19 protein-coding genes are annotated in these 25867 nt (G+C 51.5%); 9 read left to right on the forward strand and 10 right to left on the reverse strand.

The genetic code is table 11. The annotated features are described in order from the left end of the window. Window positions 1-62: 62 nt before the first annotated feature. A complete protein-coding gene (locus tag PY990_RS12180) occupies window positions 63-941 on the reverse strand; it encodes a metal-dependent hydrolase (protein ID WP_275271822.1) in 879 nt (292 codons plus the stop codon). Between the two features lie 125 nt (window positions 942-1066). Here PY990_RS12180 and PY990_RS12185 point away from each other — a divergent pair, with 125 nt between their 5' ends. Continuing rightward, window positions 1067-2071 (forward strand): AraC family transcriptional regulator, encoded by a 1005-nt coding sequence (locus tag PY990_RS12185; RefSeq protein WP_275271823.1) that lies wholly within the window; start codon window positions 1067-1069, stop codon window positions 2069-2071. A gap of 92 nt (window positions 2072-2163) precedes the next feature. Continuing rightward, on the forward strand, window positions 2164-2655 hold the full coding sequence (gene rraA / locus PY990_RS12190; protein ID WP_275271824.1) for a ribonuclease E activity regulator RraA: 492 nt from the start codon (window positions 2164-2166) through the stop codon (window positions 2653-2655). A gap of 5 nt (window positions 2656-2660) precedes the next feature. Here the strand turns inward: rraA and PY990_RS12195 are convergent, their stop codons facing one another. Further along, the gene (locus PY990_RS12195; RefSeq protein ID WP_275271825.1) at window positions 2661-3110 is read right to left on the reverse strand and encodes a hypothetical protein; all 450 of its coding nucleotides are present in this window, start codon (window positions 3108-3110) and stop codon (window positions 2661-2663) included. A gap of 359 nt (window positions 3111-3469) precedes the next feature. On the opposite strand from PY990_RS12195, the gene aceA reads away from it, so the two are divergent. Beyond that, a complete protein-coding gene (aceA, locus tag PY990_RS12200; protein ID WP_275271826.1) occupies window positions 3470-4786 on the forward strand; it encodes an isocitrate lyase in 1317 nt (438 codons plus the stop codon). Between the two features lie 208 nt (window positions 4787-4994). On the opposite strand, the gene PY990_RS12205 is transcribed toward aceA, so the two are convergent. The 4 genes from PY990_RS12205 to PY990_RS12220 form a co-directional block, all read right to left on the reverse strand. Then, complete coding sequence (locus PY990_RS12205; RefSeq protein WP_275271827.1) at window positions 4995-6683, reverse strand: cation:proton antiporter domain-containing protein; 1689 nt, start codon at window positions 6681-6683, stop codon at window positions 4995-4997. Between the two features lie 108 nt (window positions 6684-6791). Then, on the reverse strand, window positions 6792-8420 hold the full coding sequence (locus PY990_RS12210) for a methyl-accepting chemotaxis protein (protein WP_275271828.1): 1629 nt from the start codon (window positions 8418-8420) through the stop codon (window positions 6792-6794). Window positions 8421-8529: 109 nt separating this feature from the next. Further along, a complete protein-coding gene (locus PY990_RS12215; RefSeq protein ID WP_275271829.1) occupies window positions 8530-11856 on the reverse strand; it encodes a PAS domain S-box protein in 3327 nt (1108 codons plus the stop codon). Between the two features lie 137 nt (window positions 11857-11993). After that, on the reverse strand, window positions 11994-12896 hold the full coding sequence (locus tag PY990_RS12220) for a LysR family transcriptional regulator (RefSeq protein ID WP_275271830.1): 903 nt from the start codon (window positions 12894-12896) through the stop codon (window positions 11994-11996). Between the two features lie 103 nt (window positions 12897-12999). Here PY990_RS12220 and PY990_RS12225 point away from each other — a divergent pair, with 103 nt between their 5' ends. Beyond that, complete coding sequence (locus PY990_RS12225) at window positions 13000-13668, forward strand: haloacid dehalogenase type II (RefSeq protein ID WP_275271831.1); 669 nt, start codon at window positions 13000-13002, stop codon at window positions 13666-13668. A 101-nt stretch (window positions 13669-13769) separates the two neighbouring features. Then, window positions 13770-15638, forward strand: coding sequence for a hypothetical protein (locus PY990_RS12230; RefSeq protein ID WP_275271832.1), 1869 nt, complete (start codon window positions 13770-13772; stop codon window positions 15636-15638). Between the two features lie 42 nt (window positions 15639-15680). On the opposite strand, the gene PY990_RS12235 is transcribed toward PY990_RS12230, so the two are convergent. Then, window positions 15681-15890 (reverse strand): cold-shock protein, encoded by a 210-nt coding sequence (locus PY990_RS12235; protein ID WP_008251850.1) that lies wholly within the window; start codon window positions 15888-15890, stop codon window positions 15681-15683. Window positions 15891-16144: 254 nt separating this feature from the next. Here PY990_RS12235 and PY990_RS12240 point away from each other — a divergent pair, with 254 nt between their 5' ends. Further along, the gene (locus tag PY990_RS12240; RefSeq protein WP_008251854.1) at window positions 16145-16945 is read left to right on the forward strand and encodes a GNAT family N-acetyltransferase; all 801 of its coding nucleotides are present in this window, start codon (window positions 16145-16147) and stop codon (window positions 16943-16945) included. Window positions 16946-16964: 19 nt separating this feature from the next. On the opposite strand, the gene ppx is transcribed toward PY990_RS12240, so the two are convergent. Then, entirely contained in the window at window positions 16965-18464 is a 1500-nt protein-coding gene (gene ppx, locus PY990_RS12245) for an exopolyphosphatase (RefSeq protein ID WP_275271833.1), read from the reverse strand. Window positions 18465-18608: 144 nt separating this feature from the next. Here ppx and ppk1 point away from each other — a divergent pair, with 144 nt between their 5' ends. Both ppk1 and PY990_RS12255 read left to right on the forward strand, forming a co-directional pair. Continuing rightward, the gene (gene ppk1 / locus PY990_RS12250) at window positions 18609-20747 is read left to right on the forward strand and encodes a polyphosphate kinase 1 (protein ID WP_275271834.1); all 2139 of its coding nucleotides are present in this window, start codon (window positions 18609-18611) and stop codon (window positions 20745-20747) included. Window positions 20748-20824: 77 nt separating this feature from the next. Further along, window positions 20825-21493, forward strand: a complete 669-nt coding sequence (locus PY990_RS12255; protein ID WP_275271835.1) for a hypothetical protein — start codon at window positions 20825-20827, stop codon at window positions 21491-21493. Window positions 21494-21520: 27 nt separating this feature from the next. Here PY990_RS12255 and PY990_RS12260 read toward each other — a convergent pair whose 3' ends face one another. Both PY990_RS12260 and PY990_RS12265 read right to left on the reverse strand, forming a co-directional pair. After that, entirely contained in the window at window positions 21521-23815 is a 2295-nt protein-coding gene (locus tag PY990_RS12260) for a RelA/SpoT family protein (protein WP_275271836.1), read from the reverse strand. A 30-nt stretch (window positions 23816-23845) separates the two neighbouring features. Next, on the reverse strand, window positions 23846-24706 hold the full coding sequence (locus PY990_RS12265) for an alpha/beta fold hydrolase (protein WP_275271837.1): 861 nt from the start codon (window positions 24704-24706) through the stop codon (window positions 23846-23848). Window positions 24707-24790: 84 nt separating this feature from the next. On the opposite strand from PY990_RS12265, the gene PY990_RS12270 reads away from it, so the two are divergent. Further along, window positions 24791-25558 carry a 3-hydroxybutyrate dehydrogenase gene (locus PY990_RS12270; RefSeq protein WP_275271838.1) on the forward strand — a complete coding sequence of 256 codons (768 nt, stop codon included), beginning with the start codon at window positions 24791-24793 and terminating at the stop codon, window positions 25556-25558. Window positions 25559-25867: the final 309 nt, after the last annotated feature.

The raw sequence follows: 25867 nt of genomic DNA on the forward strand, positions 1-25867 counted from the left end.
GATACCTTTTTGTGTTACCCGAGGCTGAAAAAGTTCATGCCTCGGGTTTTAGTTTCTCCCTGTCAATGCGCCGCAGCGTACATCGCTTCACCAGCCGCGACCGGGTTGCCTGTCTTGTTAAAGGTTTCAAGCCATATCCCATAGTTATGAACAGTGGGGTCTTGCCAGGGGTGAAATCCTGGTTTGAAGTAGTTCAACAATTTGGGCAGCAGGCTGCTGTACAGCCCTTTGGGACCCAACAGCCACACCAGGCCTTTCGAGTACATTTTGAACCGGGTCCAGCCCTTGAAACCATCGGTGCCCAAAATGATCCAAGTGAATACCAGAGTGTGCAATGTGAAGTTGAACATGGCGTGGGCCATGGCAAGGCTTCGCTTGAAGTAACCTACTTTGGCCACTTTCTGCATGACATCAAATGCCACGGCCTTGTGTTCCATTTCTTCAATGGCGTGCCAAGCCAACATGGCACGAACCCGATGATCTGCGCCGGCCATCACTTCTTTGCGGGCAAAAAACATCTCGGCCATCATGGCCGTGAAATGCTCCAGCGCTGCGGTCATGGCCAGGTTGTATTCAGGCGAAAGCACCTGCAAACGGCGGTTCATGATCTTCGTAATCACATGCAACATTTTGTCCACGGGCACACCTTGCTCTTTCAGGCGCTTGTTGTAGTCGGTGTGCACTTTGCCGTGTTGACCTTCCTGAAAGGAAAAGTCTTTCACTGCTTTCAACAAATCAGGATCGGTAATTTTGTCTTTGAAATTCCGCACGCTCGAGATGAAATAACGCTCGCCGTCCGGAAAACTCATTTGAACACCATCAATCACGCGGGTTTTGAATGCGTCGCCACCCATCCAATAGCGAGGGATGTCTTTGTCAGTGATTCCAAAATCCAGATCTTTCCGGACCACGATGTCTTCTTTGAACGATGTTGTTGTCATGACTGCCTCCTGCTGCATTGTGTGAATAAAGATTACCGAATCACCACAACACACGATATGATTTGAAATGACAAAAAAGGAAGAATTCGCGACAGATTTAATCTGATCACGCCACAGGAGGTTTGGTGGAAACCATCAATTTTCAAATGCTTGCAAGCCTGGCTAATGCTGCAAGGCGCTGCGACATTGACTTGAACAGTGTGATGCAAGAACTGAAACTGGAAATTGACATGAGCGGGGACCCACGTCGGCGCATGTCTTTGTCGTGCTTCAGTTCCTTGTTCTCCGCGGTTGAGGCACGCGAGCCCAGCCAACACTTTCCGCTGGTGTTTGGTGATTCTTTCAACTTCGATGGCTTGCCCGAGTTGGCCACTTTTGTGACCAGCGCTTCAACCCCGCAAGAGGCCATGCGTGTGCTGGACTGGTCGCCCAAGCTGTTGCACCCCAATTTGCACTTCATTACGCTTGACTTGGGAGACGAGGCTGCACTGGAGATCAAGGTACCCGATCCGGAAGGTGTGAACGAAGACCTGCCCGGATTTGTTGAAGCTGCCATGTCGGCCGTCCTGAAGTTTATTCACCTTCTCAGCCCCGGTTCACACTTGATCAAGCGCATCGAATTTCGTCACGCGCCGTTGACCCAAGAGTCGGCTTATCTGAATGTGCTCAAAACCACGGTGCTGTTTGAGCAGGCCAACAACCGTTTGGTGGTGGATTCTTCCGCACTGGATTTGCCTTTGCCGGGCGGCATTCCTTCCGCACACCACAAGGCGCAGGCTGTAATTTTGAACCGCCTGTTGCCAGATGTTGAGGAGCAAACCCTTGAAAAACAAATCAAGCGCCTTTTGAAGTCGCGCTTGAGTATGCTGAGTGAACCAATACAGACGATAGCCGAGGTGCTGCACATGCACCCCCGTACCTTGCAGCGAAGGCTAAAAAGCGAGGGTAAATCGTATGCTGAAATTCTGGGGGCTGTTCGCCATGAACTGGCCTGCGAGATGTTGAAAGGCTCGGTGCTTGACATTGAAACCATCGCTGCAAACCTTGGCTATTCTGATCGCCGCAGCTTTACCAGCGCATTTTTAAAATGGCAGGGTATGTCCCCAAGGGAATTCAGAAATCAGCACTGAAACCTTGCGCTTAATTTTGGTGTCTGAATTTCATGCTTAAATTTCTATTGTTGATTGATTTACCCGGATTCACCTAATTATCGGAGCGTTTTATGATCCCTACCACCGACCTTTGTGATGCCAATGAAGACAAAATTGCCGCTGGCACTTTGCGTGTTGTTGAGCCGATGTTTCAAAGTTGGGGCTTGAAAAGCAGTTTTATGGGGCAAGCCCACACCTTGAAAGTATTTGAAGACAATTCCTTGGTGCGAAGTGCCCTTGAAAAAGACGGGCAGGGCAAAGTATTGGTGGTTGATGGCGGTGGCAGCATGCGTTGCGCCCTGGTCGGCGGAAATTTGGGACAGTTGGCCGAGAAAAACAACTGGGCGGGTATTGTGGTTTACGGCTGCGTGCGCGACACCCTCGAGTTGGATGAATGCGATGTGGGAATTCGTGCCCTGGCCGCGCACCCCATGAAAAGCCAGAAGCGAGGCATTGGGCATGAGAACATTGAAGTGGCGCTGAGCTTCACCACTGTGCGCCCCGGCAATTGGGTGTATGTGGATGAGGACGGTGTTTTGATTTCAGAAACAGACTTGAGCTGATTGTTTCAGGACAGGTCTCCGGTCGAAAAATTCGGTGGCCTTGTTTCATCGGTTTGAATCAACGAAGTTCGACTTATCCGAATAGCACCAGTGCCAGAAACTATTGATATTTCATCGTAGCCTTTTTTCACGATGGGCAGCGTGCCATAAGTTTTTACCAGTGAGTCAACGATTTCATTGGTGCTTTTGTCCACGCCGGCCGTCACGCACAAGAATTTGCTGGGATTCGGAATCAGTTGATAAATTCGATCAACTGATTCTTTAATCTTGTGCAATTGATCCGGTTGTATGTGAGCCACCAAGGCCTTGCCATCGGACTCGCGCCACAAGGCCAGGCCCACGCAAAGCGCGCACCCCGTAGTGCCAATCCGAACTGAATGGTTGTGGTTCGCGGTAGATGAGATCAAGCCATATTGGTTCTGACCAACCATGTGGGATGGAAGCGAGCGAGTCATGTGAATGTCCGTTGGTTATTTTTTTTGAGTGGTTCGGCAAGGCCAAAATGTTCACACGAACCATTTTTAGTAGGTTGCGCCGCATGATTTAGAGTGGATACTCTTTTTCATTTAGAGAAAAAGTATTTCACATCGTGATTAATTTAACGCAAGTAATTGATTTTAAACAATACGAAAAAAAGTCTTGTATAAGATATAACTCTTGTTGCTCTGCGAAATGATCTGTAAGATACGGCTCATCACCTGATCGACACCACTTGCCCAAGTGATACCCGCGAAGCTGCACACGCAGGGCACCGCAAGTAGGCCATCAAGCGAACCGTTTTCTTTTTCTTTCTATCGCCTCTGAGGACATCACTATGAAATCTTTTGACCAACAGGTTCAAGAACTCAACAAAGACTGGGAAACCAACCCACGCTGGAAGCTGGTAAAGCGCGGCTACAAGGCCGAAGACGTGGTTCGTCTGCGTGGTTCACTGCAGCCAGAATACACACTGGCCAAGCGCGGTGCAGAAAAGCTGTGGGAAAAAGTGAACGGTACAGCCAAGAAAGGCTACGTAAACGCATTCGGCGCGATCACTGCTGGCCAGGCCATGCAGCAGGCCAAAGCCGGTCTGGAAGCCGTTTACCTGTCAGGCTGGCAAGTTGCTGCTGACGGCAACAGCTCCGAAACAATGTATCCAGACCAGTCTCTGTATGCTTATGACTCAGTGCCAAAAATGGTTCGTCGTATCAACAACACATTCCAGCGCGCTGACGAAATCCAGTGGAAGAACATTTGCGACGGCAAAATGAAAGCCGAAGACGCAATTGATTACTTCCTGCCCATCGTTGCTGACGGTGAAGCCGGTTTCGGTGGTGTATTGAACGCCTACGAACTGATGAAGAACATGATCGCAGCTGGTGCAGCTGGCGTTCACTTCGAAGACCAATTGGCCGCTGTAAAGAAGTGTGGCCACATGGGTGGCAAGGTTCTGGTTCCAACTGCTGAAGCCATTCAAAAGCTGATTTCTGCACGTTTGGCAGCCGACGTAATGGGTGTTCCTTCAATCGTTCTGGCCCGTACAGACGCTGAAGCCGCCAACCTGTTGACTTCTGACTTCGACGCAAACGACCAGCCTTTCCTGACTGGCGAACGCACTCCTGAAGGTTTCTACCGTGTGAAGAACGGTCTGGAACAAGCCATTTCTCGCGGTATCGCCTACGCTCCATACGCTGACTTGGTATGGTGTGAAACAGGTACGCCTGACATCGGTTTCGCCCGCGAATTCGCCCAAGCCGTTCTGGAAAAGAACCCAGGCAAGCTGTTGAGCTACAACTGCTCACCATCTTTCAACTGGAAGAAGAACCTGAACGACAGCCAGATCGCTTCCTTCCAGGAAGACCTGTCTGCCTTGGGTTACAAGTACCAGTTCATCACATTGGCCGGTATCCACGTGAACTGGTACAACACCTTCAAGTTCGCCAATGCATACGCACAAGGCGAAGGCATGAAGCATTATGTAAATATGGTTCAAGAACCCGAGTTCGCAGCGCGCGAACAAGGTTATACTTTCGTATCTCACCAGCAGGAAGTTGGCGCAGGTTACTTCGACGATGTAACCACTGTGATCCAGGGTGGCGCTTCTTCAGTAACAGCCTTGAAGGGCTCTACAGAAGAAGAGCAGTTCCACTGATTTGCTGGTTGAACTGAATTTGTCGGCAATCTTGGCAGTCTCCCACCCCAGGAGGGGTGGATAGATTGACCGACGGAGGGGGAGAGGAGACAAGCTCAAAAAACCAAATCAAGAGTATTTTTCCCCTTGCTGAGCCTTTACAAAAGGCTCAACAGCGAGTGCTGAAGCCCGGTAAGAAACTTGCCGGGCTTTTTATTTGCTGCTCGCATTACGCGACTGGTCGTGTTTTGATGAGGTCGTGAACAATGGCATCGCTCAATGTGTCTTCCCAGCGGTACACACGTACATCGGGCAGGGCGCCCAGCATTTGTTTTTCCTCTTTCGAGTACGCCTGCACGAAAACCTGAATCCCCGGGTTCAGCATTTTGGCATTTTCGATCATCTGGCTCAGCCCCGGGGTATCGCCAGTGGCAATAACAAGGCTATTTGCGTTGGTGGTGTGCGCTTGAACCAAGGTCACTGGGTCTGCATATTCGCCAGACACGGCAGCCTGTCCATTCTTTCTCAGTTTGGCCACCACTTCACGGCTGGTGTCCACAATCACCATGGGTACATTTTTTTTCTTCAGTGACTTGGCAATTTTTTTACTAAGCTCCGTGTGACCTACCAGCACAACGTGTTTGCCGAGGTACTTGCCATCGGTTTGTTCAGGTAACTCTTCCATGCTGTGGCTGCGTGCATTCAAATTGCGAACCCACTGGAATCGCTTCACCATGCCATCATTTAATTTCGGGATCAAAGAGAACACAACCGGGTTAAGCGCAATTGAAATAATTGCACCCGACACCACCAGGCTTTGCACCTGAAGATCGACCAGCCCCAAGTACAAACCCAACCCAATTAAAATGAAAGAAAACTCGCCAATTTGTGCAAGGCTGGCTGCAATCACCAGTGCGCTCTTGAGCGGGTACTTGAACAGCAAAACCAAAGCGCCGGCGGCCAGCGACTTGCCCAGCACGATGATGGCCACCACAGCGAGTACGCGCAGGGGATATTCCAGAATAACGTCGAATTGAAACAGCATGCCGACAGAAACAAAAAACAGAACGGCGAAGGCATCCCGCAAGGGCAGGGACTCCTCGGCTGCGCGGTGGCTCAGTTCTGATTCCCGCATCACCATGCCTGCGAAGAAGGCGCCAAGTGCGAAGGACACATCGAACAGCCCTGCGGCAACGAAAGCGAGACTGATGGCCATTGCAATGACTGAGAGTGTGAACAATTCACGGGAACCCGTTTTCGCAATGTGCCAAAGCATCCAGGGAATCACCCGCTTGCCCACCACCAGCATCAAACCCACAAAAAGCGCCACCTTCACCAGTGTGAAACCAATGTCGAAGACCAGATTGGTCTCTGGATCCAGGGTTCCGCCTTTCAACAAACCTGCCAGTGGCGGAAGCAAAACCAGAATCAGTACCATGGCCAGGTCTTCAACCACCAGCCAACCCACCGCAATTTGACCGTTTGCACTGGTCAACATGCCGCGGGCTTCCAGTGCCTTCAGCAATACCACTGTGCTCGCCACTGACAAGGCAAGGCCAAACACCAGGCTTTGGCCCATGGGCCAATCCCAGAAATGGGCTACACCCATGCCGAGCAGTGTTGCGGCTACCATTTGAACAATGGCACCGGGCACTGCAATTTTTTTAACGGCCAGTAAATCGTTGAGCGAAAAGTGCATGCCCACACCGAACATCAGCAGCATCACGCCAACCTCGGCCAATTGATTGGTCAGCGCGGGGTCTGCCACAAAGCCAGGGGTGGCTGGGCCAATCAGGAATCCGGCAACCAGGTAGCCCAGCAAGGCAGGGGCTTTCAGTTTTTCTGCAATGAAACCGAAAATGAGCGCAAGGCCGAAGCCGAATGCCAATGTGGCAATCAGGGAGACATCATGGGGCATGATTGGGGCAGTCCTAATGGTTTTTTTCTAATGATAGCAAGTGCGTATTAAACACACCCACTTCAAATGGACAAGGACTTGCCCCTAAAGTTGCGCAGGGAATGCGGCTTATTCTGTTTTAAATACCTTGACTGCATTCATCATCGATTGCGATACGCCGGACAAGTGAGCAGCCACCTGTGTATTCTGCTGCGCGGCGGCGGTGTTTTCCTCCGTCATCTGTGCAACACGTTCTACGTTGCGGCTGATTTCGATGCTGACATTCGATTGCTCTTTCATGGACACTGCAATTGCTGCGATGGCTTCAGAAACGCGATCTGAATCGGACTTTATTTTCTGGATTGTCGTATTCACTACATCCGCTTGATTGATGCCCTCCTGAACCAGCTGCACTGAGGTGTCCATCGATTTGACCGCGCCTTGCGTAATGTTTTGAATTTCAAACACCATGCTGGAGATGCGATCGGTAGACCCTTTGGTTTGCTCTGCCAGTTTGCGAACCTCATCCGCCACCACGGCAAAGCCCCGACCCTGTTCACCAGCCCGCGCTGCTTCGATGGCCGCATTCAATGCCAGCAAATTGGTGCGGTCTGCAATCTCGGTGATAGTGGATACGATTTCCGAAATGTCTGCCGATTGTTTCTCCAGTGTTTGAACCGCTTGCGCACTGGTTTCTACGGCCTTTGCAATGCGCTGAATGCCAGCAACCACTTCACCCAAAGTCACCATGCCATTGTCGGCCGATTCGCGTGCCGCATTGGCGGTGGCTGTTGCATCGTTTGAATTCTCGGAAATTTGAGAAATACTGACGGTCAATTCTTCAACCGCAGCAGCCATCGACGAAGTGGCATCGGCCTGTTCTACACCCGCATTGGCCATGGTTGTTGAAGACTCTTGAACTTGTGTTGCGCTGCTGCTGAGCTCAAATGCGGATTGGCGGATGCCGTCTATCAACTTTCTCAAGTTGCCTTGTGCTGTGGCCAGAGCAGCCAACAATTGGTCTACCTCATCTTTGTTCTGATGCCGAATGGGGCTGTTGAGTTCACCATTGGCCAAGGCATCGATGTGTTTGCCTGCAGTGCCCAATTTGTCTTGAAGCAGCTTGACCAGACTGATGGTGGCAAAAACGCCCACCACGAAGCTTGTAATCAAAGCGGCCGCAACAGACCACAAAGCCGTCTGATAGGTAGCCTCCGCAGCCTTCGTGCGAACTTTCAGCAAATTCAGTTCTTCCTGCTCAATCTGTCCAATCAGTTCACGCATTTTGTCCATGATTGGCTTGCCTGATAACGAAATGAATCGATTCATGAATTCAGTCTGATCAATCTCCTGATTGTTCAGGGATTGGCGTAGAGCGATGGTTTTTTCAATCGATAGATTCAGCCAGTTCGAGTACATTTCCCTCAATCGATTGAAACGTTCAGTTTGTGCCGGGTTGTCCGAGGTCAGTTTGATTGCTGCGTCAAAGTGGGTGTCTATTTCCTTCTTGCCCTCGTTGTAGGGTTCAAGGTAAGTGGGATATCCGGTGACCAGAAAGCCGCGTTGGCCAGTTTCAATGTTGGTCATGTTTTCTCGCACCAGTCCAACTTCACGCAATACTTCATGGGTGTGCTCATTGGCCTGAGCCCCATCCATTATTTCTTTGGCGTTAATCAGTCCGAGTGCACCTGTCAAAAGGCCCAGGGCAATCACGAGAGCGAAGCCAAATCCCAGTTTGGCACGTATTGTATTGAACATGGCACTTCCTTTGTGATGGTTTGCTTGTTGTAGTTGAGCAAGTATCACCAATGTTCACAAAGTGAAGTATCTCTAGTTTTGGGGGATTCCCCTTTTGAGGGTTTTGTCGCTAAAGCGATTGAGTGGACTGTTGTCCCTGAATGTCTAATAGAATCCGAATCAAGGTCTCTTTCTTGAATGGTTTGATGACGTGCTCGCACATGCCCGCATTCAGAATGTCCATTCGGTCCTGTTCGCTGGCCGATGCAGTTACAGCAACAATCGGTGGTGCCGCATTGCCCAGTTCTTCAAGAATTCTGGCTGTGGCTTCATAGCCGTCCATTTCCGGCATTTGCAGGTCCATCAACACCATGTCGTAGCGTTCAGAAACGCACGCTTGCACGGCTTCCTTGCCGTTTTCCGCTAGGTGTACCTGGGCACCCCATTTTTTCAACATCTCCGAGGCTACCATTCGGTTCAGTTTGTGGTCATCCACCACCAGCACACGCTTGTTCAACATCGGTGGAACTGCTGGTCCGGTATCAGCGGGTGCTGCCAGCGTTTGCAATTTCAAGGCCTGTTGATCTTCTACCCTGACCGTGAATTCGGGTTCAATACAATCGACCGTGAAGTGGAAGGTTGTGCCCACGCCTGGCTTGCTTTCAACCCAAATCTTGCCCCCCATCAATTCAACAAGGTTTTTGCAGATCGACAGGCCCAGTCCAGCCCCACCGTAGCGGCGCGATGAACTGTCATCCACCTGGCTGAAAGGCTTGAACAGTGCTTCACATTGCTCCTCGTTCATGCCAATGCCGCTGTCTTTCACACTAAATTGAAGTTGTTTGCCGTCGGCTACGCTTTGTACCTGCAAATGAATGCGTCCTTTCTCTGTGAATTTCAGAGCATTGGACAACAGGTTGTTCAGAATTTGTGCCAAGCGAAGTCGATCACCTTTCAGGCTGACTGGGCAGTTTGCATCTTTGGTACAGTACAGCTGAATCGCTTTTTCTTCTGCACGGTAAGCAAATAAATCAGTGGCCTTGCTAAGTACCTGGTCTAGCAGAAAACGATTGTGGCTCAGTTCCAGCTTATTGGCTTCAACCCTTGAAATGTCCAGAATATCGTTCAAAACGTTCAGCAATACATCAGCGGCGGAACCAATTTTGCTGAGATAGTCGCGTTGTTTGGCCTGCAGGTCGGTGTCTTCCAATAATTGCAGCAAGCCCATGATCGCATTCATTGGCGTGCGAATTTCATGGCTCATGTTGGCCAAAAATGCACCTTTGGCCTTGCTTGCTGCTTCAGCTTGTTGGGTGCGCTCGGTCAACACATGGTTGATTCGTTCAAGTTCACGTTGTTGCGCCTTGAAGTCGGTAATGTTGGTTGAAATCGAGAAAAAGCCTTCAACCTTGCCGTACAGCACATCTGGAATCAAATGCACCAACATGTCGGCATAGCCGCCAGATGGCAGTGGTTTTCTGCGTTCGAAACGCTGCTTTTCGCCTTTCAGTACGCCCAGCACATAGTGGTGGTCATGAATGAACAGTTCTTCACCCAGCACCTTGCGCATGTGTTGCCCACGCATTTTGTCTGCTGGAATGCTCGACCATTTTTCATGGTTGCGGTTGGCGAAATGGCAACGCAAATCAGTGCTCCAGTACGACACCAATCCCGGTAAGCATTCAGACAGGGTTCGCAGAAAGTGTTCCCGCTCAATCAGAGTTGCTTCGTTGCGCTTGCGCTCAGATATGTCCTGGATTTGGGAAATAAAGTAGATCACCCGGCCTTTGTCATTACGTACAGCTGACACCGAAAGATGCACCCACACCACATGTCCTTCTTTGTGTATGTAGCGTTTTTCAAGTTGGTAGTTGTGGCGGCGTCCCTTCAGTACATCGCGTACCAGGTGGGTGTGTTGCATGGTGTCTTGCGGGTGGGTAATCGCATCAAAACTAAAGCCCAGCAACTCCTCTTCGCTATATCCCAGGATTTCTGACAATGCTTTGTTGACTTGCAGGAATTGACCTTTGAAGTCCAGCATGGCCATGCCAATTGCCGCCCATTCAAACGAGGAACGGAATCGGGCTTCTGCCTCGCGCAAGGCATCTTCAAATTGACGTTGTACAGTCACATCCACATTCACCCCAATCATTCTGAAAGGAATTCCTTTGGCGTTTCTGTGGGTTTTTGCACGGGCTTGTATGTGGCGAATACGCCCGTCACTTGCCCGACGAATGTTGAAGTTGAATTGGAATGTGTCCTGATTTTTCGAGGCTTCGAGTAACACCGTGCCCAGTTTGTTGACATCTTCCGGCAGTACGTAACGCAGCCACTCTTTATAGGACACCAGTTCCTGTTCATCTTTTACGCCGTAAATTTTGCGCATGGCGCTGTCCCAGCGAATGAACTTGTCCTGAATGTTGTATTCCCAAACGCCAATACCAGCGCTCTCGGTGGCCAGTTGAAAGCGTTCATCGTTGAATTGCTGGTCAGCCTTGGCTTTTTCCCTCGCCAACACCTGTTGGGCCTGATAGGTCATGCTGGCCTTCACCATCAGCACTGCGAGTATGCAAAAGGCCAGGTAACCCAGAAAAAGGCTAATGGTTTGCTCTCGCCACTGTGCTTTCATGGGCGCTGCATCGGCCCAGGTGATCAGGTACAGGGGAATGGGTGTATTCAACTGGTCGGAATTTGCCAGTGACAGACTTGCGAAATAATGATCTTTGAACAAGCCGAGTTCAATCAAATTGCCTGCCGCCTGCGTTTGATCTGCAAGCGTCTGGAGGGACTCGAAATAAGGCAGTTGTTTGCCTACGATTTCTCTGAACTCAGGTTGCACAAGCAGCACCGTACCATCTTTAAACGCAATACCACTGCGCATGTGTTCGCCAAGTTGAAGCGAGGCCACTTTGCGCTCCAGGTACCTCGAATTGAGTCGACCTTGAATAACACCCAGCATTTCGCCTTGATTGTCTTTAACCTGGTAGTTGACAACCAGCACCAGCTGCCTGCTTTCATTGAAGGTTTGTGAAAAAGAAACCAGCCTTTCGTTGCGAAGCAGTCGTGCATTTCGGGTGAAATCGGCTTTGGTGTTGATCAAGTCGCGGTCTACCCCGGTTTGCCCCAGAATATTGCCGACTGAATCCCGGGCGACAATGGTCTCCATGGCGGGCAGCGCACTTTTCAGCAATTCAAGTCGCTTGTGAATGTTGACGTTGTTGTTGACTTCAATGTTGTCTGACAGCTGGAGGGTTGCTTCATCAAATGACCGGACAATTGCACTGAACTCATCGTGCAAAATATCGTGAAGCAATCGAAGCTGGGTTTGGGTATTTTGTTCGGCCGAATCATTGATACGGCGTAGGTCAGCAGCAGCCATTGCAAGCAAGGCAAGGCCGAGCACGCAGAGCATGGCTGCGGCGAGAATCCATTGATATCGGATTTTGCTTGTAGTCAACTGACACGACCTGTGGCAAGTGGAAAAAGGGGAGCTGATTCTTTGGGGCATATCACCCCACAGCTATTTTGTTACACCTGCCTGCGCATCAATTTGTGGATTAAAGGGGCCTTTTCGCGGTTTATTGCACTCAAGTTTCACGTATTCCAGTAAGAGTCAATGCTGTAGCGGTGCTTGAGAAAATCGATCCACAAGCGCACGCGCAGGGGCAGGTGCTTCCTTTGGGGAAACACCGCGTAAATTGCATTGGGTGGCGCAATAAAATCGTCCAGCACGGTTACCAACTTGCCACTGCGCAGGTGTTGTTGTACTTCCCAGAGGCTGCGCCAGGCCAGGCCCGCATCGTTCAAGGCCCAATCGAGAATGGACGAACCGTCATTGCATGCAAGGCTGCCGCTCACCCTGATGGGGGTGGCTTCACCCTGGATGGTAAACAGCCAGCCACTCGGAGCGCCCGAGCTTACCAGGTTCAGGCAGTTGTGATTGGCCAGGTCACTCGGATGCTGCGGCCTGCCGTGCCGTTGAAGGTAGGTGGGCGTGGCAACCACCAGCCGCTGGTTGTCAGCCAGTTTCACACCCACCAGGCTGGAGTCGGGCAGCACCCCAATTCTTACAGCGCAGTCCATGTTTTCATTCAACAAATCAACAACCCTGTCTGACAGATCCAGTGACACGGTTACTTCAGGGTGCTCACGTACAAAGTCATGCACGAGGGGGGCCACATGCTGCCTACCGAACCCGCCAGGTGCAGACACGCGAAGGTGCCCGCTGGCCTTGATGCCGCCTAGGCTGACACTGGCCTCGGCGTTGGACAGGTCGTTCAATATTCGCTGACAGTCCTCGAGAAACGCCGAACCTTCATAGGTCAGGTTCAAGGTCCGTGTTGTGCGAAGCAACAGCTTGACACCTAGCCGCTCCTCCAGTGCATCCAGGCGTCTGCTAATGACGGCTGGCGCCACACCTTCTTCTCTGGCTGCGGCAGAAAGGCTGCCTTTGGTCGCCACCGCAGCAAAGGTCGTGATTTGTTTAAAGTGGTCCATGCTTTTGCTTAAAAAGTAAAAATGTCTTCAATTAATTGGAAGAGTATCGTGGTTTTATTCAATAAACTAAAGATTACTCAAACTGTAGGGCGGGGTGTAAGGAATGGCGACTCCAAAATTGGTTCTGTTTGATGCCTATGGCACCTTGTTCGATGTGTATTCTGTTTCAAGCACTGCCGAGCAGATTTTCCCCGGGCACGGTTCGGCCCTCTCGGTGTTGTGGCGGGATAAACAAATTGAATACACCCGCCTGCGCGCCATGGCGGGGCGCTACAAGCCTTTTTGGGACATCACTATTGATGCCTTGCGTTATGCCTGCGAGGCACTCAAGCTCGATTTGACGGAGGAGCGGCAACGTCGGCTGCTGAATGTGTACTCAAGCCTGGCTGCGTACCCTGAAAACAGGGCGGTGTTGCAGGCATTGAAAAGCCGCGGCATCAAAACTGCGATTCTGTCCAATGGCAATACGGAAATGTTAAATGTGGCCGTGCGTGGTGCCAACTTTCAGGACCTGCTGGATGCGGTGTTGTCAGTCGATGCGCTGCAAACTTTCAAAATTCACAGCGCTGTGTATCAAATGGGTTTGAATCACTTCGGCGCAAAGGCCTCGGAAACCTTGTTCGTTTCCAGCAATTGTTGGGATGCGTGCGGAGCCACCTGGTTTGGTCTTCCAACGCTGTGGGTGAATCGCGCCGGTTTGCCTTTGGAAAGGCTGGACGTGGAACCCATGGCCACCGGTCGTAATTTGAATGATGTTTTATCCCTCATGTGAGGGAGTGGAAGCTCTGGTTTTTGCCAGCTGGCTTGATTCGTGTCACCTTAATAAAAAAACACTGTCAGTCCTTGTCTTGAATTCAAGCAAAGGAAGTCGAAATGGCTGGTCCTCCACCATTGGTTTTAACCCATACACACGCAGTTGCGCCTGTTGAAATAAAATTCTCACCTGCGACAGACAATTTCTCTTTGCCAAATTGCCGGGCTCACACCATTCGCAAGGCGAATTACAAATCGCTGGGCAATGGGCAACTGGTTCGCACAGGCTGGCAATCCAGGCTAAGGGCCTGGGTTGAGGGTAACAATGCAGACCAGCGCTATCACCGGGCGGCTTATGAAAGCAGCCAGCGAGTGTCGGCTGCACTTTTCTCGGAACATTACAAATGCACACTTGAGGGTAAACCGGCGAATGTCTCAGACAGCCCTTTGGTCAAGGCGCGTTTTTACAGGCAAGACAATTTACGGTTTAATCCGCAACTGCGTGACCCAAGGTTTGGTTTGTCCAAACAGGATCAACGCGCAGTCAAGCTTTCCAGATGGGCCCATTACGCCAATGGGGTTACCGAGCTGGGTGCAGCACCCACCGGGCTGTTGCTCAAGGTCAGCAAAATATTGTTTACGCCAAAGCGCGATGACAAATCATTTACAAGCCAATTGCGTGTTCTTGCGGTATTGCCTGTGGTCGCGGGTATTGTTGCGCTCTTCTCCCGGGGGGTATTCATTGAGGGCATGCACAGGGTTTTCAACAATGTGAAACAGGCTTTGCAAACCGACATGCGCGCGCTGGCTTGTAGCTTCAGTGCCATATCCGCGGTGTCTGCTTTGGTATCGCTGGCCTTGGGGGCAAGCAGTTGCATGGTCGGTTCCAAATCGAAGTTGAGTAGTGCGATAACAAACCTGATTCAGTTCAACAAGGACAAGCACCTTCACCGAATTTATCTGTTGCTCAACGACGTGAACAACAAACCCGGTGCGGTTGCTGTGCTTTCAAGGGCTTTGTGCCAAAAAATTGGGCAGAACCATCGTACGGCCGAGGGAACTCCAATTCTTCTGGATCGTTTGTTGAACGATGTTCATGGAAGGCAAAATGAAGTGCAAATCAAGCAGGCCATTGAAAAGACGATTGGGTCTTATCTGACGGAATTTAGCCCCTCGGGCAGTACGCAGGGCCGTTTTCTGGATCCCAAGTCTGACAAAGCCGAACTGTTGGCCCGTGAGAATCATTTTCTCGCTTTGACCAATCTGATTGAGCATTCTGCCATTCATGCCGATCCACATGACAACTTCAAGGACATGCGCCATCACATTGAAAGTGGGGCAGAAAGTTTTCGAAAACTTGTTTTGAGGGGGACTGGTAATTTGCTCAACGTGCTTGCTTGTGCACGGAAAGACACACAGGATTCAGGCTCTGTGTTAAAACACCCAGCGACAGGACTGCGTTACAGCGCAGAGAACATGCTGAACAACGCGCACCAATATGGGCCTTTAACCCGTGGCTTGGCCAGGTTCTCAGAGGGCTTGCGGGTTTTTAACCACGGTGTATTGTTGTCTCTTAACTACCAACTGACTCGCCCAATCGCCAAGCTGGCGGGATACCTCACCGAAGCCGCGCTGAAACGGCCCAACTCCCGTGTAACCAGCTTCAGCATTGGCAGGGCAATCGCCAGTTCGATCTGGGCAGCTGTCGATGCGTTCTTGATACTCTCTCTCGCAGCTGGCAATGGCGTGGCTTTCGGTGGGCCCGAGGCAGGAACCAAAGTAAAGTTTCCGCTAAACATACCGCTTGGGTCTTTCAGCTTGGGAATTTCCATTATTAGCACGGCCGCACAAATGCTGGTGGTAGCTATACCTGCCGCTATTTTGATGGGCGCTGCAAAAGGCGCTTGTTATATCGAAGGGTGGAGTGGCAATGTAGCACGGCCCCTTGAATTGGCTGGAAGCAAGAGAAAAGCCGTGCAGTGGGCATAAAAAAAGCCGCCCTGAGGCGGCTTTTTCACGTAGGCGCGAGTATTACAGCGCTGTTACGTTTTCAGCTTGTGGGCCTTTCTGACCTTGAGTCACAGTGAAAGACACTTTCTGGCCTTCAGCCAAGGTTTTGAAGCCGTTGCCCTGAATGGCGCTGAAGTGTACGAACACGTCAGGACCGTTTTCACGGGAAATGAAGCCAAAGCCTTTGGATTCGTTGAAAAATTTAACTTGACCGGTTACGGTATCAGACATAGCAATATCCTGGATTTCTGAATTGAACAAAATAGCTAAAAAACTGGGTGAAATTCGAGAAACAGAACTATTGCTTAAGCGGTTTGCCTGAATTGAACTGACCTGAAGTAGCGCCAAATTTTTTTTGCTGAAGCCAGTTTAGGCTTTTCCTCAGGCTTGTCAAGCAACATTTTCAGTTCAGTCACCTTTTCTTCATATTTCTTTTATAGCTCTGTCACATGTAGTCCGTACATTTCGTGTCATCGAAATGACAAATGGACCCTTGGATGGAAGCGATCAAGCACGATGTCACCAAGCAAGATGCCTTGAGAAATGCCTTGTACCTAAGTACGCCCGCGCGTGCACAAGCCCCTTCGTTGGAGGTTTGTCTGGCCAAAACAGCTGCTGAGGTGCTGGAAGCCCAAAAACTACGTTTCAATATTTTTTCTGAAGAATATGGTGCAGATCTGGGTAGTAACGGGATTGATCATGATGTGTTTGATGCCTACTGTGATCACCTTCTTGTAAGAAACAGCCAAACCGGCGAGGTGGTGGGTACCTACCGCATTCTTGCGCCAGAAAACGCTGCGCGCCTGAAGTGCTGGTATTCGGAAACCGAGTTTTTCATGAATCGCATTGAACGGCTTCGCAAAACAACGGTGGAAGTAGGCCGCTCCTGCGTACACCCCGATTACCGCAATGGCGCTGCCATCATGTTGTTGTGGAGCGGTATTGCGCAATACATGAAATTGGGCGGCTACAAACACCTGATTGGTTGCGCAAGCGTAAGCCTGCGCGATGGGGGCCACCAGGCGGCTAGCCTGTTCAAGCAGCTTGAGCCACACCTGGCCGAAGCCAGTTGCCAGGTATTCCCCAAGAACCGCTTGCCTGTTGAACGCTTGCGTTGCGATGTGGAAATTGAGCCCCCACCCTTGGTGAAGGGTTACTTGCGCCTTGGCGCAGTGGTGTGTGGCGAGCCAGCCTGGGATCCGGATTTCAACACCGCCGACTTCATGATGTTGTTGTCAATCGACCGAATGAGCCCGCGTTATGCAAGGCACTTTGGATTCATCTGAGTTCTGAGTCTGACCTGGCCTAGCGCCGGGTCAGTAATTCAAGTTGCAGTCCGATTCTTTGCCACTGTTCAACCTCGGTTTCAAGGCTGTATTGCGTCAAGGGGTGGGTGATCAGCCAGTTTTTCGGCACGCTCATTTGAATGCCTTGTTCAAGCAGTTTCACTTTGAGTTCAGGCAATGCCTCTACCTCCCGGCGGCGCAAAAAAAGCGCTGCAAGGCGCAAGCACATGGGCGCGGCCCAATGAACAGCAGTATTGGCAATGTCGCTGACCTTGCCCAGTTTCCCGTTGTGGGCCAATACCCAAGTGGATAGCAGCTGTTGTTCCCGTTTTGAAAACCCGGGCATGTCGGCATTGCTGAGAATATATGCCGCATGTTTGTGGTGGCCGTTGTGACCGATCGACAAGCCAATTTCATGCAACATGGCTGCCCAATGCAGCATGGGCAGTTGTTCTTTCAACTCGGGCAGTTGCTTCATCAGTTGCTTGAACAACAACTCGGCAAGTACTTTGACTTTGCCAGCATGTTTGCTGTCAATTTTGTATCGGTGAAGAAACTGCGCCACTGTAATTTCGCGCATGTCTTCGTTGTGCTGGCGGCCCAACATGTCATAGAGCAAACCCTGGCGCAGCGCGCCGTCGGTCACATCCATGTGTTCGATTTCAAGTTCTTCGAATACTGCACTCATCACGGCCAGTCCGCCTGGCATCATCGGCAGGCGATCCACTTTCAATCCCTCTAATGTGATGTTGTCGAGATGCCCAGCCGCAGTGACGTGTTCACGAATCAAACGCAAACCCTCTGCGGACATGCCATGTTGCGTGAATCCGTTTGAGATGCAGATTTCAGCCAGGGCTCTGGCCGTGCCTGAAGACCCAATGGCGTGGGTCCAGCCCATGTCCAGCATTTGCCGCCGCAATACAGCCACTTCCTTGCGGGCTGCCATGACTGCGTTTTTCATGGCTCGGGGGCTGATGCTGCCGTCAGCAAAGTACTGTTGAGCCGTACTGACACAGCCAATGTACAAACTCTCCATGGCCTCGGGTTCGTAGTCTTCACCGATGATGAATTCAGTAGAGCCACCGCCAATGTCGACCACCAGGCGTTTGCCCTGGCCAATTGGCAACTGATGGGCCACGCCGCAGTACACCAATCGAGCTTCTTCCACGCCTGAAATGACATCAATCGGGAAGCCAAGGGCAGCCTCGGCCTTGCCGATAAATTCCACAGCATTTCGAGCCACACGCACGGCGTTGGTGGCCACGGCGCGTACCTCCCCCGGCTTGAATGAACGCAGGCGTTCGCCAAAGCGGCTCAGTGCACCCAGGGCGCGTTCTTGGGAAGCATCGTCCAGGTACTTTTGGGCGTTCAGGCCCGCGCCCAAACGAACGGGTTCGCGCAGGGTGTCGATGATGTAAATCTGAGATTGACCGTTGAGTTCTTCTACCCGGGCAACAATCATGCGAAAGCTGCTCGAACCCATGTCTACGGCGGCAATCAACTGGCGTTGCTTGGACATTGTTTGTTCTGTGTTTCAGGTCAGGCGCTAGGATGCCACAAATGCAGCACACTGGCTTTGTTTGTAGCCATTTGACCACTTTCAAATGTTTGTCACAATTTTGAAATACCATCAAGGGTAACGCACCCACACTTGGAGTATTGCTTGAAAGTAGCCGCTGTCTCTGACGTAGCACCCAACAAAGAATTGTTTTTGAACCGCGAGTTGGGCGTTTTGGCCTTTAACCGCCGGGTTTTGGCCATGGCAGAAGACCAAAGCGTGCCATTGCTGGAGCGTTTGAAATACCTGTGTATTGTGTCCAGCAATATGGACGAGTTTTTTGAAATTCGGGTGTCGGGATTGCAGGAACAAATCCGGCAAAACCCGGAATTCAAAGACAAAGACGGGTTGAGCGCCCTTGAAACGTTGCACAAGGTTTCAGTGGCCTCACAAGAAATTGTGGAGCAGCAATACCGTTTACTCAATGAATCAGTATTGCCCGCCATGCGGGACGAGGGCATCGCCCTGATGACCCTTGCCACCTGGAATGAAGAGCAGGCGCATTGGGCGCGCCAGTATTTCAGGCATGAAGTGTTACCCGTGTTAACGCCCATTGGACTGGACCCGGCACACCCGTTCCCGCGTGTGTTGAACAAATCGCTGAATTTTGCAGTCGAGCTGACTGGCCATGACGCTTTCGGGCGTGCATCGAATGTGGCCATTGTTCAGGCACCTCGGGCCTTGCCAAGGCTTATTCGCATGCCCTCCAATTTGTCGGGTTATGAGCATGGCTTTGTCATGTTGACTTCCATTCTGCAGGCCTTTATTCCAGAGTTGTTCCCAGGTATGGAAGTACATGGTGTCTACCAGTTTCGCGTTACCCGCAACAGCGACCTGTATGTGGATGAAGAAGAAATCACCAACTTGCGTGTGGCTTTGCAGGGTGAATTGTCGCAACGACATTTTGGGGATGCTGTGCGCCTTGAGGTGAGTGATCAAACTTCGCCTGACATGACTGCCCGCTTGTTGAAAGAGTTTGGACTGCCCGAACAGGCCCTGTACAGGGTCAATGGTCCCGTGAATCTGGTTCGCCTGATGCAGTTGCCTGATTGGGTGGATCGTCCCGATTTGAAATTTGCGCCATTTGCTCCGGGTCGCCCCGACGCGCTGGTGAAGCAGCCCGATATTTTCAAGGCAATTCAAAAAGGTGATGTGCTGTTGCACCACCCGTATCAAAGTTTCAGCCCAGTGCTGGAATTCATTAAAAAAGCGGCGACTGATCCCGATGTGGTCGCGATCAAGCAAACAATTTACCGCACCGGTACCGAATCGGTTCTGATGGACAGCCTGCTGGCCGCCGCGCGCAGTGGCAAGGAAGTGACAGTGGTGCTGGAGCTGATGGCCCGTTTTGATGAAGAAGCCAACATCAACTGGGCCTCGAAACTGGAGCGCGTGGGCGCACACGTTGTGTATGGCGTGGTTGGCCAGAAAACACATGCAAAGATGTTGATGGTGGTTCGCCGTGAAAAAACTGAAACAGGCAAGGTGATGCTGCGCCGCTATGTGCACTTGGGTACTGGCAATTACCACCCAAAAACAGCGCGTTTGTACACCGACTTTGGCTTGTTTTCCTGCGATGAATCGCTGGGCCATGACGTGCACGAGGTGTTCAATCACCTGACTGGTTTGGGCCGTGCCCGAAAGCTGAACAAAATATGGAATTCACCATTTAACCTCCACAGCAATGTGGTGATCTCGGTACGCAAGGAAGTTGAGTTGGCCAAGGCTGGCAAAAAGAGCAGAATCATGGCGCGCATGAATGCCTTGCTGGAGCCACACCTGATCAATGAACTGTATGCCGCATCACAGGCCGGGGTGAAAATTGATCTGATTGTTCGGGGGGTTTGTGCGCTGCGCCCAGGCGTACCGGGCTTGAGCGACAACATTACCGTGCGTTCGGTGGTTGGCCGATTGTTGGAGCACAGCCGTGTATTTTATTTCAGCAACGATGGTGAAGAAGAGGTGTACATTTCCAGTGCGGACTGGATGGACCGAAACTTCTTCCGGCGCGTGGAGCTGGCTGTGCCAGTGACCGACAAAAAATTGAAGAAGCGGGTAATTGATGAGGGTTTGAAGGCTTTACTGGCCGACAACATTTTGGCGTGGACCATGGACTCCAATGGCAATTATGTACGCCGAAAGCCGACAGGCGCACGCCGAATGAATTCACAGAATTATTTGTTGAGTACACTTGCGGCCAGTTTTGTGGAGCAGAGCGAACCTGTTTCAAGTAATCCAGTTTGATTGATTAAATTAAATGGAACTACGCTAAAACAAAACGTTACCGAGGAGTCCTTTCTACTCCGTTAAAGGACATCCAAATGACCGCAGTTTCAAGCGTGAATATTTCCTCTCAATCGCCTGTTGACGCCCGTAGTCATACGGCTCAAAGTCGATCGGCTCGTTCTCCGAGTCTGTTGCATTTGGTCAAAGCCGCGGGTGTTTTAGCACTTGCTTTGTCTGGTGGTGCACAGGCTGCGGGTCTTCGGAGTTTCCCGAATGACAGACGTTTGCTGCAATCGGCTGACCAGCCAACCGTACCCGAGCCTTACGATTACAACTCTATTTGTAAGTCAGGCATTCTGGATTCCTATGCAGAGGGTTTGAATTATGAGGATTGCATCACACAGGAAAAAGCGTCAATTGATTCAATTGAGAAAACGAAGCCTTTGGCAACACTCAAAAAGTGCTATCAAGTCAGTGGTTACCTCACGGCGGCATTGATGGGTGCTGGTTTGCTTTCATCCATGACGTGTACTGATGCGGGGATGATAGTCGGTGGTACTAGCGGTTCACTGGGCGTCGTAGCATTGATTCCAACTGCGGTTTGCGGTGGTATGTATGCTCATATTGGGGGGCGTTTGAAACAATCCAGGGAAGTCGCTGAGAAATGTTGTCGTTTTTTCCCTAAAAAGGCGGACATGAAAGCAATGCAACCAGCACCCGCACTTCAGCAAAGTTTGCCTTCTCCTGACGGTAATAAGCCTTGATGATTTGTCGGATTGGCACTGTGGGTACTAACGTCGCCGTACTTCAAACACACCGTTGATTTCCAGCAGGTGAGTCAGTGCCCCACGCAACTGCTCACCGCTGCTCACTTCGGCGGTGAATTGCATTTTGGCGATGCCGCGCTGGGTTTCTGTTTGCACGCCGATCACATTGATTTTGTCTTTTGAAAACACTTCGGTGATATCGCGCAACAAACCCTGCCTGTCGTTCGCGGTTACTGCAATGTCCACGGGGTAGTGCAAGCCCGATGATTCTCCCCAAGTGGTTTCAATCAGCCGTTCGGGTTGTCGACGCATTACCTCAGCCAGGTTGGAACAACCCAGCCGGTGAATAGAGACACCTTTGCCCCGGGTAACAAAACCAATAATCGGATCGGGTGGGGCGGGGCGGCAGCATCGCGCCAAGTTGGTCATTAGTGTGCTGACACCGACGACAAGCACACCGGACTCCTTGCCCGTTGAGTTACCCAATGAGCCTGGTTTGCGTTTGTTAAGTAACTCAACTTGCTCTTCGTCTGACAATGGTCCAGCAGGTTGCAGGTCGGCGCGCAATGCGTTTTCAATGGCGCGGGGCCGTATTTCTTCACGGGCCAAGGCGACATACAAGTCATCTGGTTTTTCGTAGCCCAGCTTTTGGGCCAAAAGCTCGAGGTTCTGTGCGGTCTGCCCGATGCGTTGCAGTTCACGTTCAGCAATCGCACGGCCGCGTTCAAGTGTTTCCTTGCGTTCTTGCTGGGCGAACCACTGCTTTACCTTTTGACGAGCACGGTGGCTGATCAGGTACTTTTGAGTGGGGTTTAGCCAGTCGCGGGAGGGACCGGTGGCCGCATCGCCCCGAGCACTCACAATTTCAACCGTTTGGCCATTGTCCAGGGGCGTATTCAGTTGCACCATTTGCCCGTTGACCTTGGCACCGCGGCAACGATGGCCCAATTCAGTGTGCACGTGATAAGCGAAATCCAGTGGCGTACTGCCGGTGGGCAATTCAACTACTTTGGCCTGCGGCGTGAATACGTATACCCGGTCGTTCAGCGCGCTGGTTTTCATTTCCTGCGCCCAGTCGCTGGCTTCACCCATGGTGTCGGTGACGTCTTTTTGCCAGGCCAACAGCTGGCGTAACAAGGCAATACGCTCTTCAAACTGGCCCTCGGCTCGACTTTCGCCGGTGTAGCCGTCTTTGCCCGATTCTTTGTAGCGCCAGTGCGCCGCCACACCGTATTCAGCAAACTGGTGCATGGCTTCTGTGCGAATTTGCACTTCCAGCGTTTTGCCTGTTTCGTCCTGTACCACGGTGTGCAAGCTTTGATAGCCATTGGGCTTGGGCTTGCTGATGTAGTCGTCGAATTCTTCAGGTATGGGTGTCCACAAATTGTGAACAATCCCCAATGCGGTGTAGCAGTCATCGACTGTGTCTACAATCACACGGCATGCGCGCACGTCGTACAGCTTGTCGAAGCTAATGCCTTTACCGCGCATCTTGTTCCAGATGCTGTAAATGTGTTTTGGACGCCCGCTGATTTCACAATGAATACCAGCCAGCAACAAATTTTCCTTGATGCTGGCCATGGCCGATTCAATGAATGCTTCACGTTCGACGCGCTTTTCATCCAGCATCTTGGCCACGTTTTTGTACGTGTTGGGTTGCAAGATGCGGAACGACAAATCTTCGAGTTCCCACTTCAACTGCCACAGGCCCAAGCGGTTGGCCAGGGGGGCGTAGAGATCGAGGGTTTCCTGCGCATGCGACACCGCATAAGGCCACAGAGGGCCTTTCTCGTTTTTGATGTCCTCGTGGCTGGTGAAGTGCCTCAAGGTTTGGAGCCGGGAACACAAACGGATCATGATGACGCGAATGTCGGTGGACATGGCCAGCAACATTTTGCGCAAGGTTTCAATTTGGTCTGCCCACCGCAGGGTTTCAATGGTGGTGCGCGTGGCGCTGGGCCCTACCATGGATCGCATTTTGAAAAGCTTGCGCAGGCTGGCCAGCATGCGGCCCACCTCATCACCAAACTTTTTCTCCATTTGGCTTTCAAGGTGTTTGTCAAAAAACACCAGTGGCCCCAAGGCACCTGCAATGCGGGTGTTGGCATCGGCACGCAACTCCGCCAACAGGTCGGCCACAGCCAACATGTGTTGAATAGCGGGTTCTTGGGTGTCCAGAATATGGTCAGCCGCGTGAAGCCTTGCGTAATTCAGTGCTTCTTCTACTCGGGCCGCGTCAAATTTGTTCAACAACACCAGGGCTGGCGCAGAAGCGCTGCCTTTTTTCTCGGAGCCCAGTGTTGATGAAACTGAAACCATGTGTATTTGGGTGGATTCGTTAAGACCAGTTTAAAACAAAAAATCGCGAACAATATTAATTTGCTCGTTCTGCATGAAAGTAGGGGCATGGCCAACGCCGTGCACCTCGATAACGCGTGGCTTGGGACCACGTTGACTCATTTCCGCCACGGTCTGTTTTGACAGAAGATCAGAATGTTCTCCGCGCACCACCAATGTGTCGGCCTTGATGGCGTCAAATGCAGCCCACAGGGCTGTTTCATGCAGCAAGGTGGTGGATTCTGACAGGTTTTGAAACGCTTGGCCGATCGCTGGGTCATAGTGGGGTTGCCAATGTCCGTTTTTTTCGACCAGTACTGAGTCGCACAATTCATTCCATTGCGATTCGGTGTGGGGACCAAAAGGTTGTGAGATGGCGCGAATATATTGTCTTGCCTCTTGAAGTGTTTGAAATTGAACGGGTTTCCCAACGTAGTCGCCAATGCGCTGCAGCGCGCTAAAGTTCAGACTCGGGCCGACATCGTTCAGTATGAGTTTTCGAATCGGATTATTTGGCAAGCTTGCGTAAGCCATGCCGATCAGGCCGCCCATGGAAGTGCCAAACCAATCCAGCGTGCCGGCATTCAAGCGGGCGACCAGGGCCACGCAGGCACTTACGTAGGTGGGTACACCGTACAGGGCCGAGTCAGTTAGCCAATCTGACCCACCCCGGCCGGGCATATCGGCAGCAACTACGCGCAGGTCTCTTCCAAGGTCTTGGGCCATTGTTTCAAAATCAGCACTGCTGCGGGTTAGGCCATGCACGCACAACAACACACGTGGGTTGTCGGGGTCGCCCCATTCGCGGTAGGCTAATTTGTGTAAACCATGTGGACTTAACCATTGCACGGTGTGCAAGCGCGCTGTCAGCATTGTTCAATACCCTCCATTGAATTGTTTTAATCAGTATTTCAGAGTTTCATTATCGAAAGAGGTTCATCCGTGGATTTTAAGAACATGAATGCGTTGGTCACCGGCTCAACCAGTGGTATCGGCTTGGGCATCGCCCAGCGATTGGCGGCCAAGGGTGTGAATGTGATGCTGAATGGTTTTGGCACGCTGGAGCAAATTGAAGCGGCCAAACAAAGCGTTGCAGCGTACGGTGTGAAAGTGGGTTACCACGGTGCCGATTTAACCAAATTGGCCGAAGTAGAGGACCTGGTCAACAGCACTGAGCAGTTGTTTGGCCAAGTGGATGTGCTGGTGAACAATGCAGGTATTCAGCATGTGTCCCCAGTAGAAAGTTTTGATCCTGCCAAATGGGATGCGGTAATCGCCATCAATCTGAGTGCGGCATTTCACACCACTCGCTTGGTGTTGCCGGGAATGCAGGCACGCAACTGGGGGCGAATTGTGAATATTGCGTCGGCCCATGGTTTGGTGGCCTCTGCCAACAAGTCGGCCTATGTCGCTGCCAAGCACGGTATCGTGGGGCTGACCAAGGTAGTCGCTTTGGAAAATGCAAAAACAGGCATTACCTGTAACGCGGTGTGCCCAGGCTGGGTATTAACACCATTGGTGCAGGCACAGGTGGATGCGCGTGCGGTGCGGGAAGGTGTCTCTGTTGAAGAGGCGAAAGTGGGTTTGTTGAGTGAGAAACAACCGTCGCAAGAGTTTGTAACACCGGAGCAGTTGGGTGGTTTGGTGGTGTTTTTGTGTTCCGATGATGCTCAGGAAGTGCGGGGCGCGGCGTGGAACATGGACGGCGGGTGGGTGGCGCAGTAAGCGTCGTCGCTGCGATTATTTGCTGAACTCGGCACGGGTTGTTTGTGCCGCACAGAAAACCGCTGAATCCCTTTTTGAATTGATTCTTGCTCACCTCGCTCGGCAAAAGTTCTGGCCGAGTCTCGGTGTCGGCTTGTAGCCGACCGCTGCGAATCCACTCAAACGGGGCGGTTTTCTTGAAGTGCGCCCCAAGCAATCCCACTGCCGAGTTGGCTCAAACCCGCAGAGTGCGCCCATCTGCAAGTTCAGCGCCCAGCGCTCCGGTGCAGCGCCTCGCCACCTCCGAGCGACTCATGGCGGTGTTCAATG

The organism is Limnobacter olei (assembly GCF_029087225.1).
GTDB lineage: Bacteria > Pseudomonadota > Gammaproteobacteria > Burkholderiales > Burkholderiaceae_B > Limnobacter > Limnobacter olei.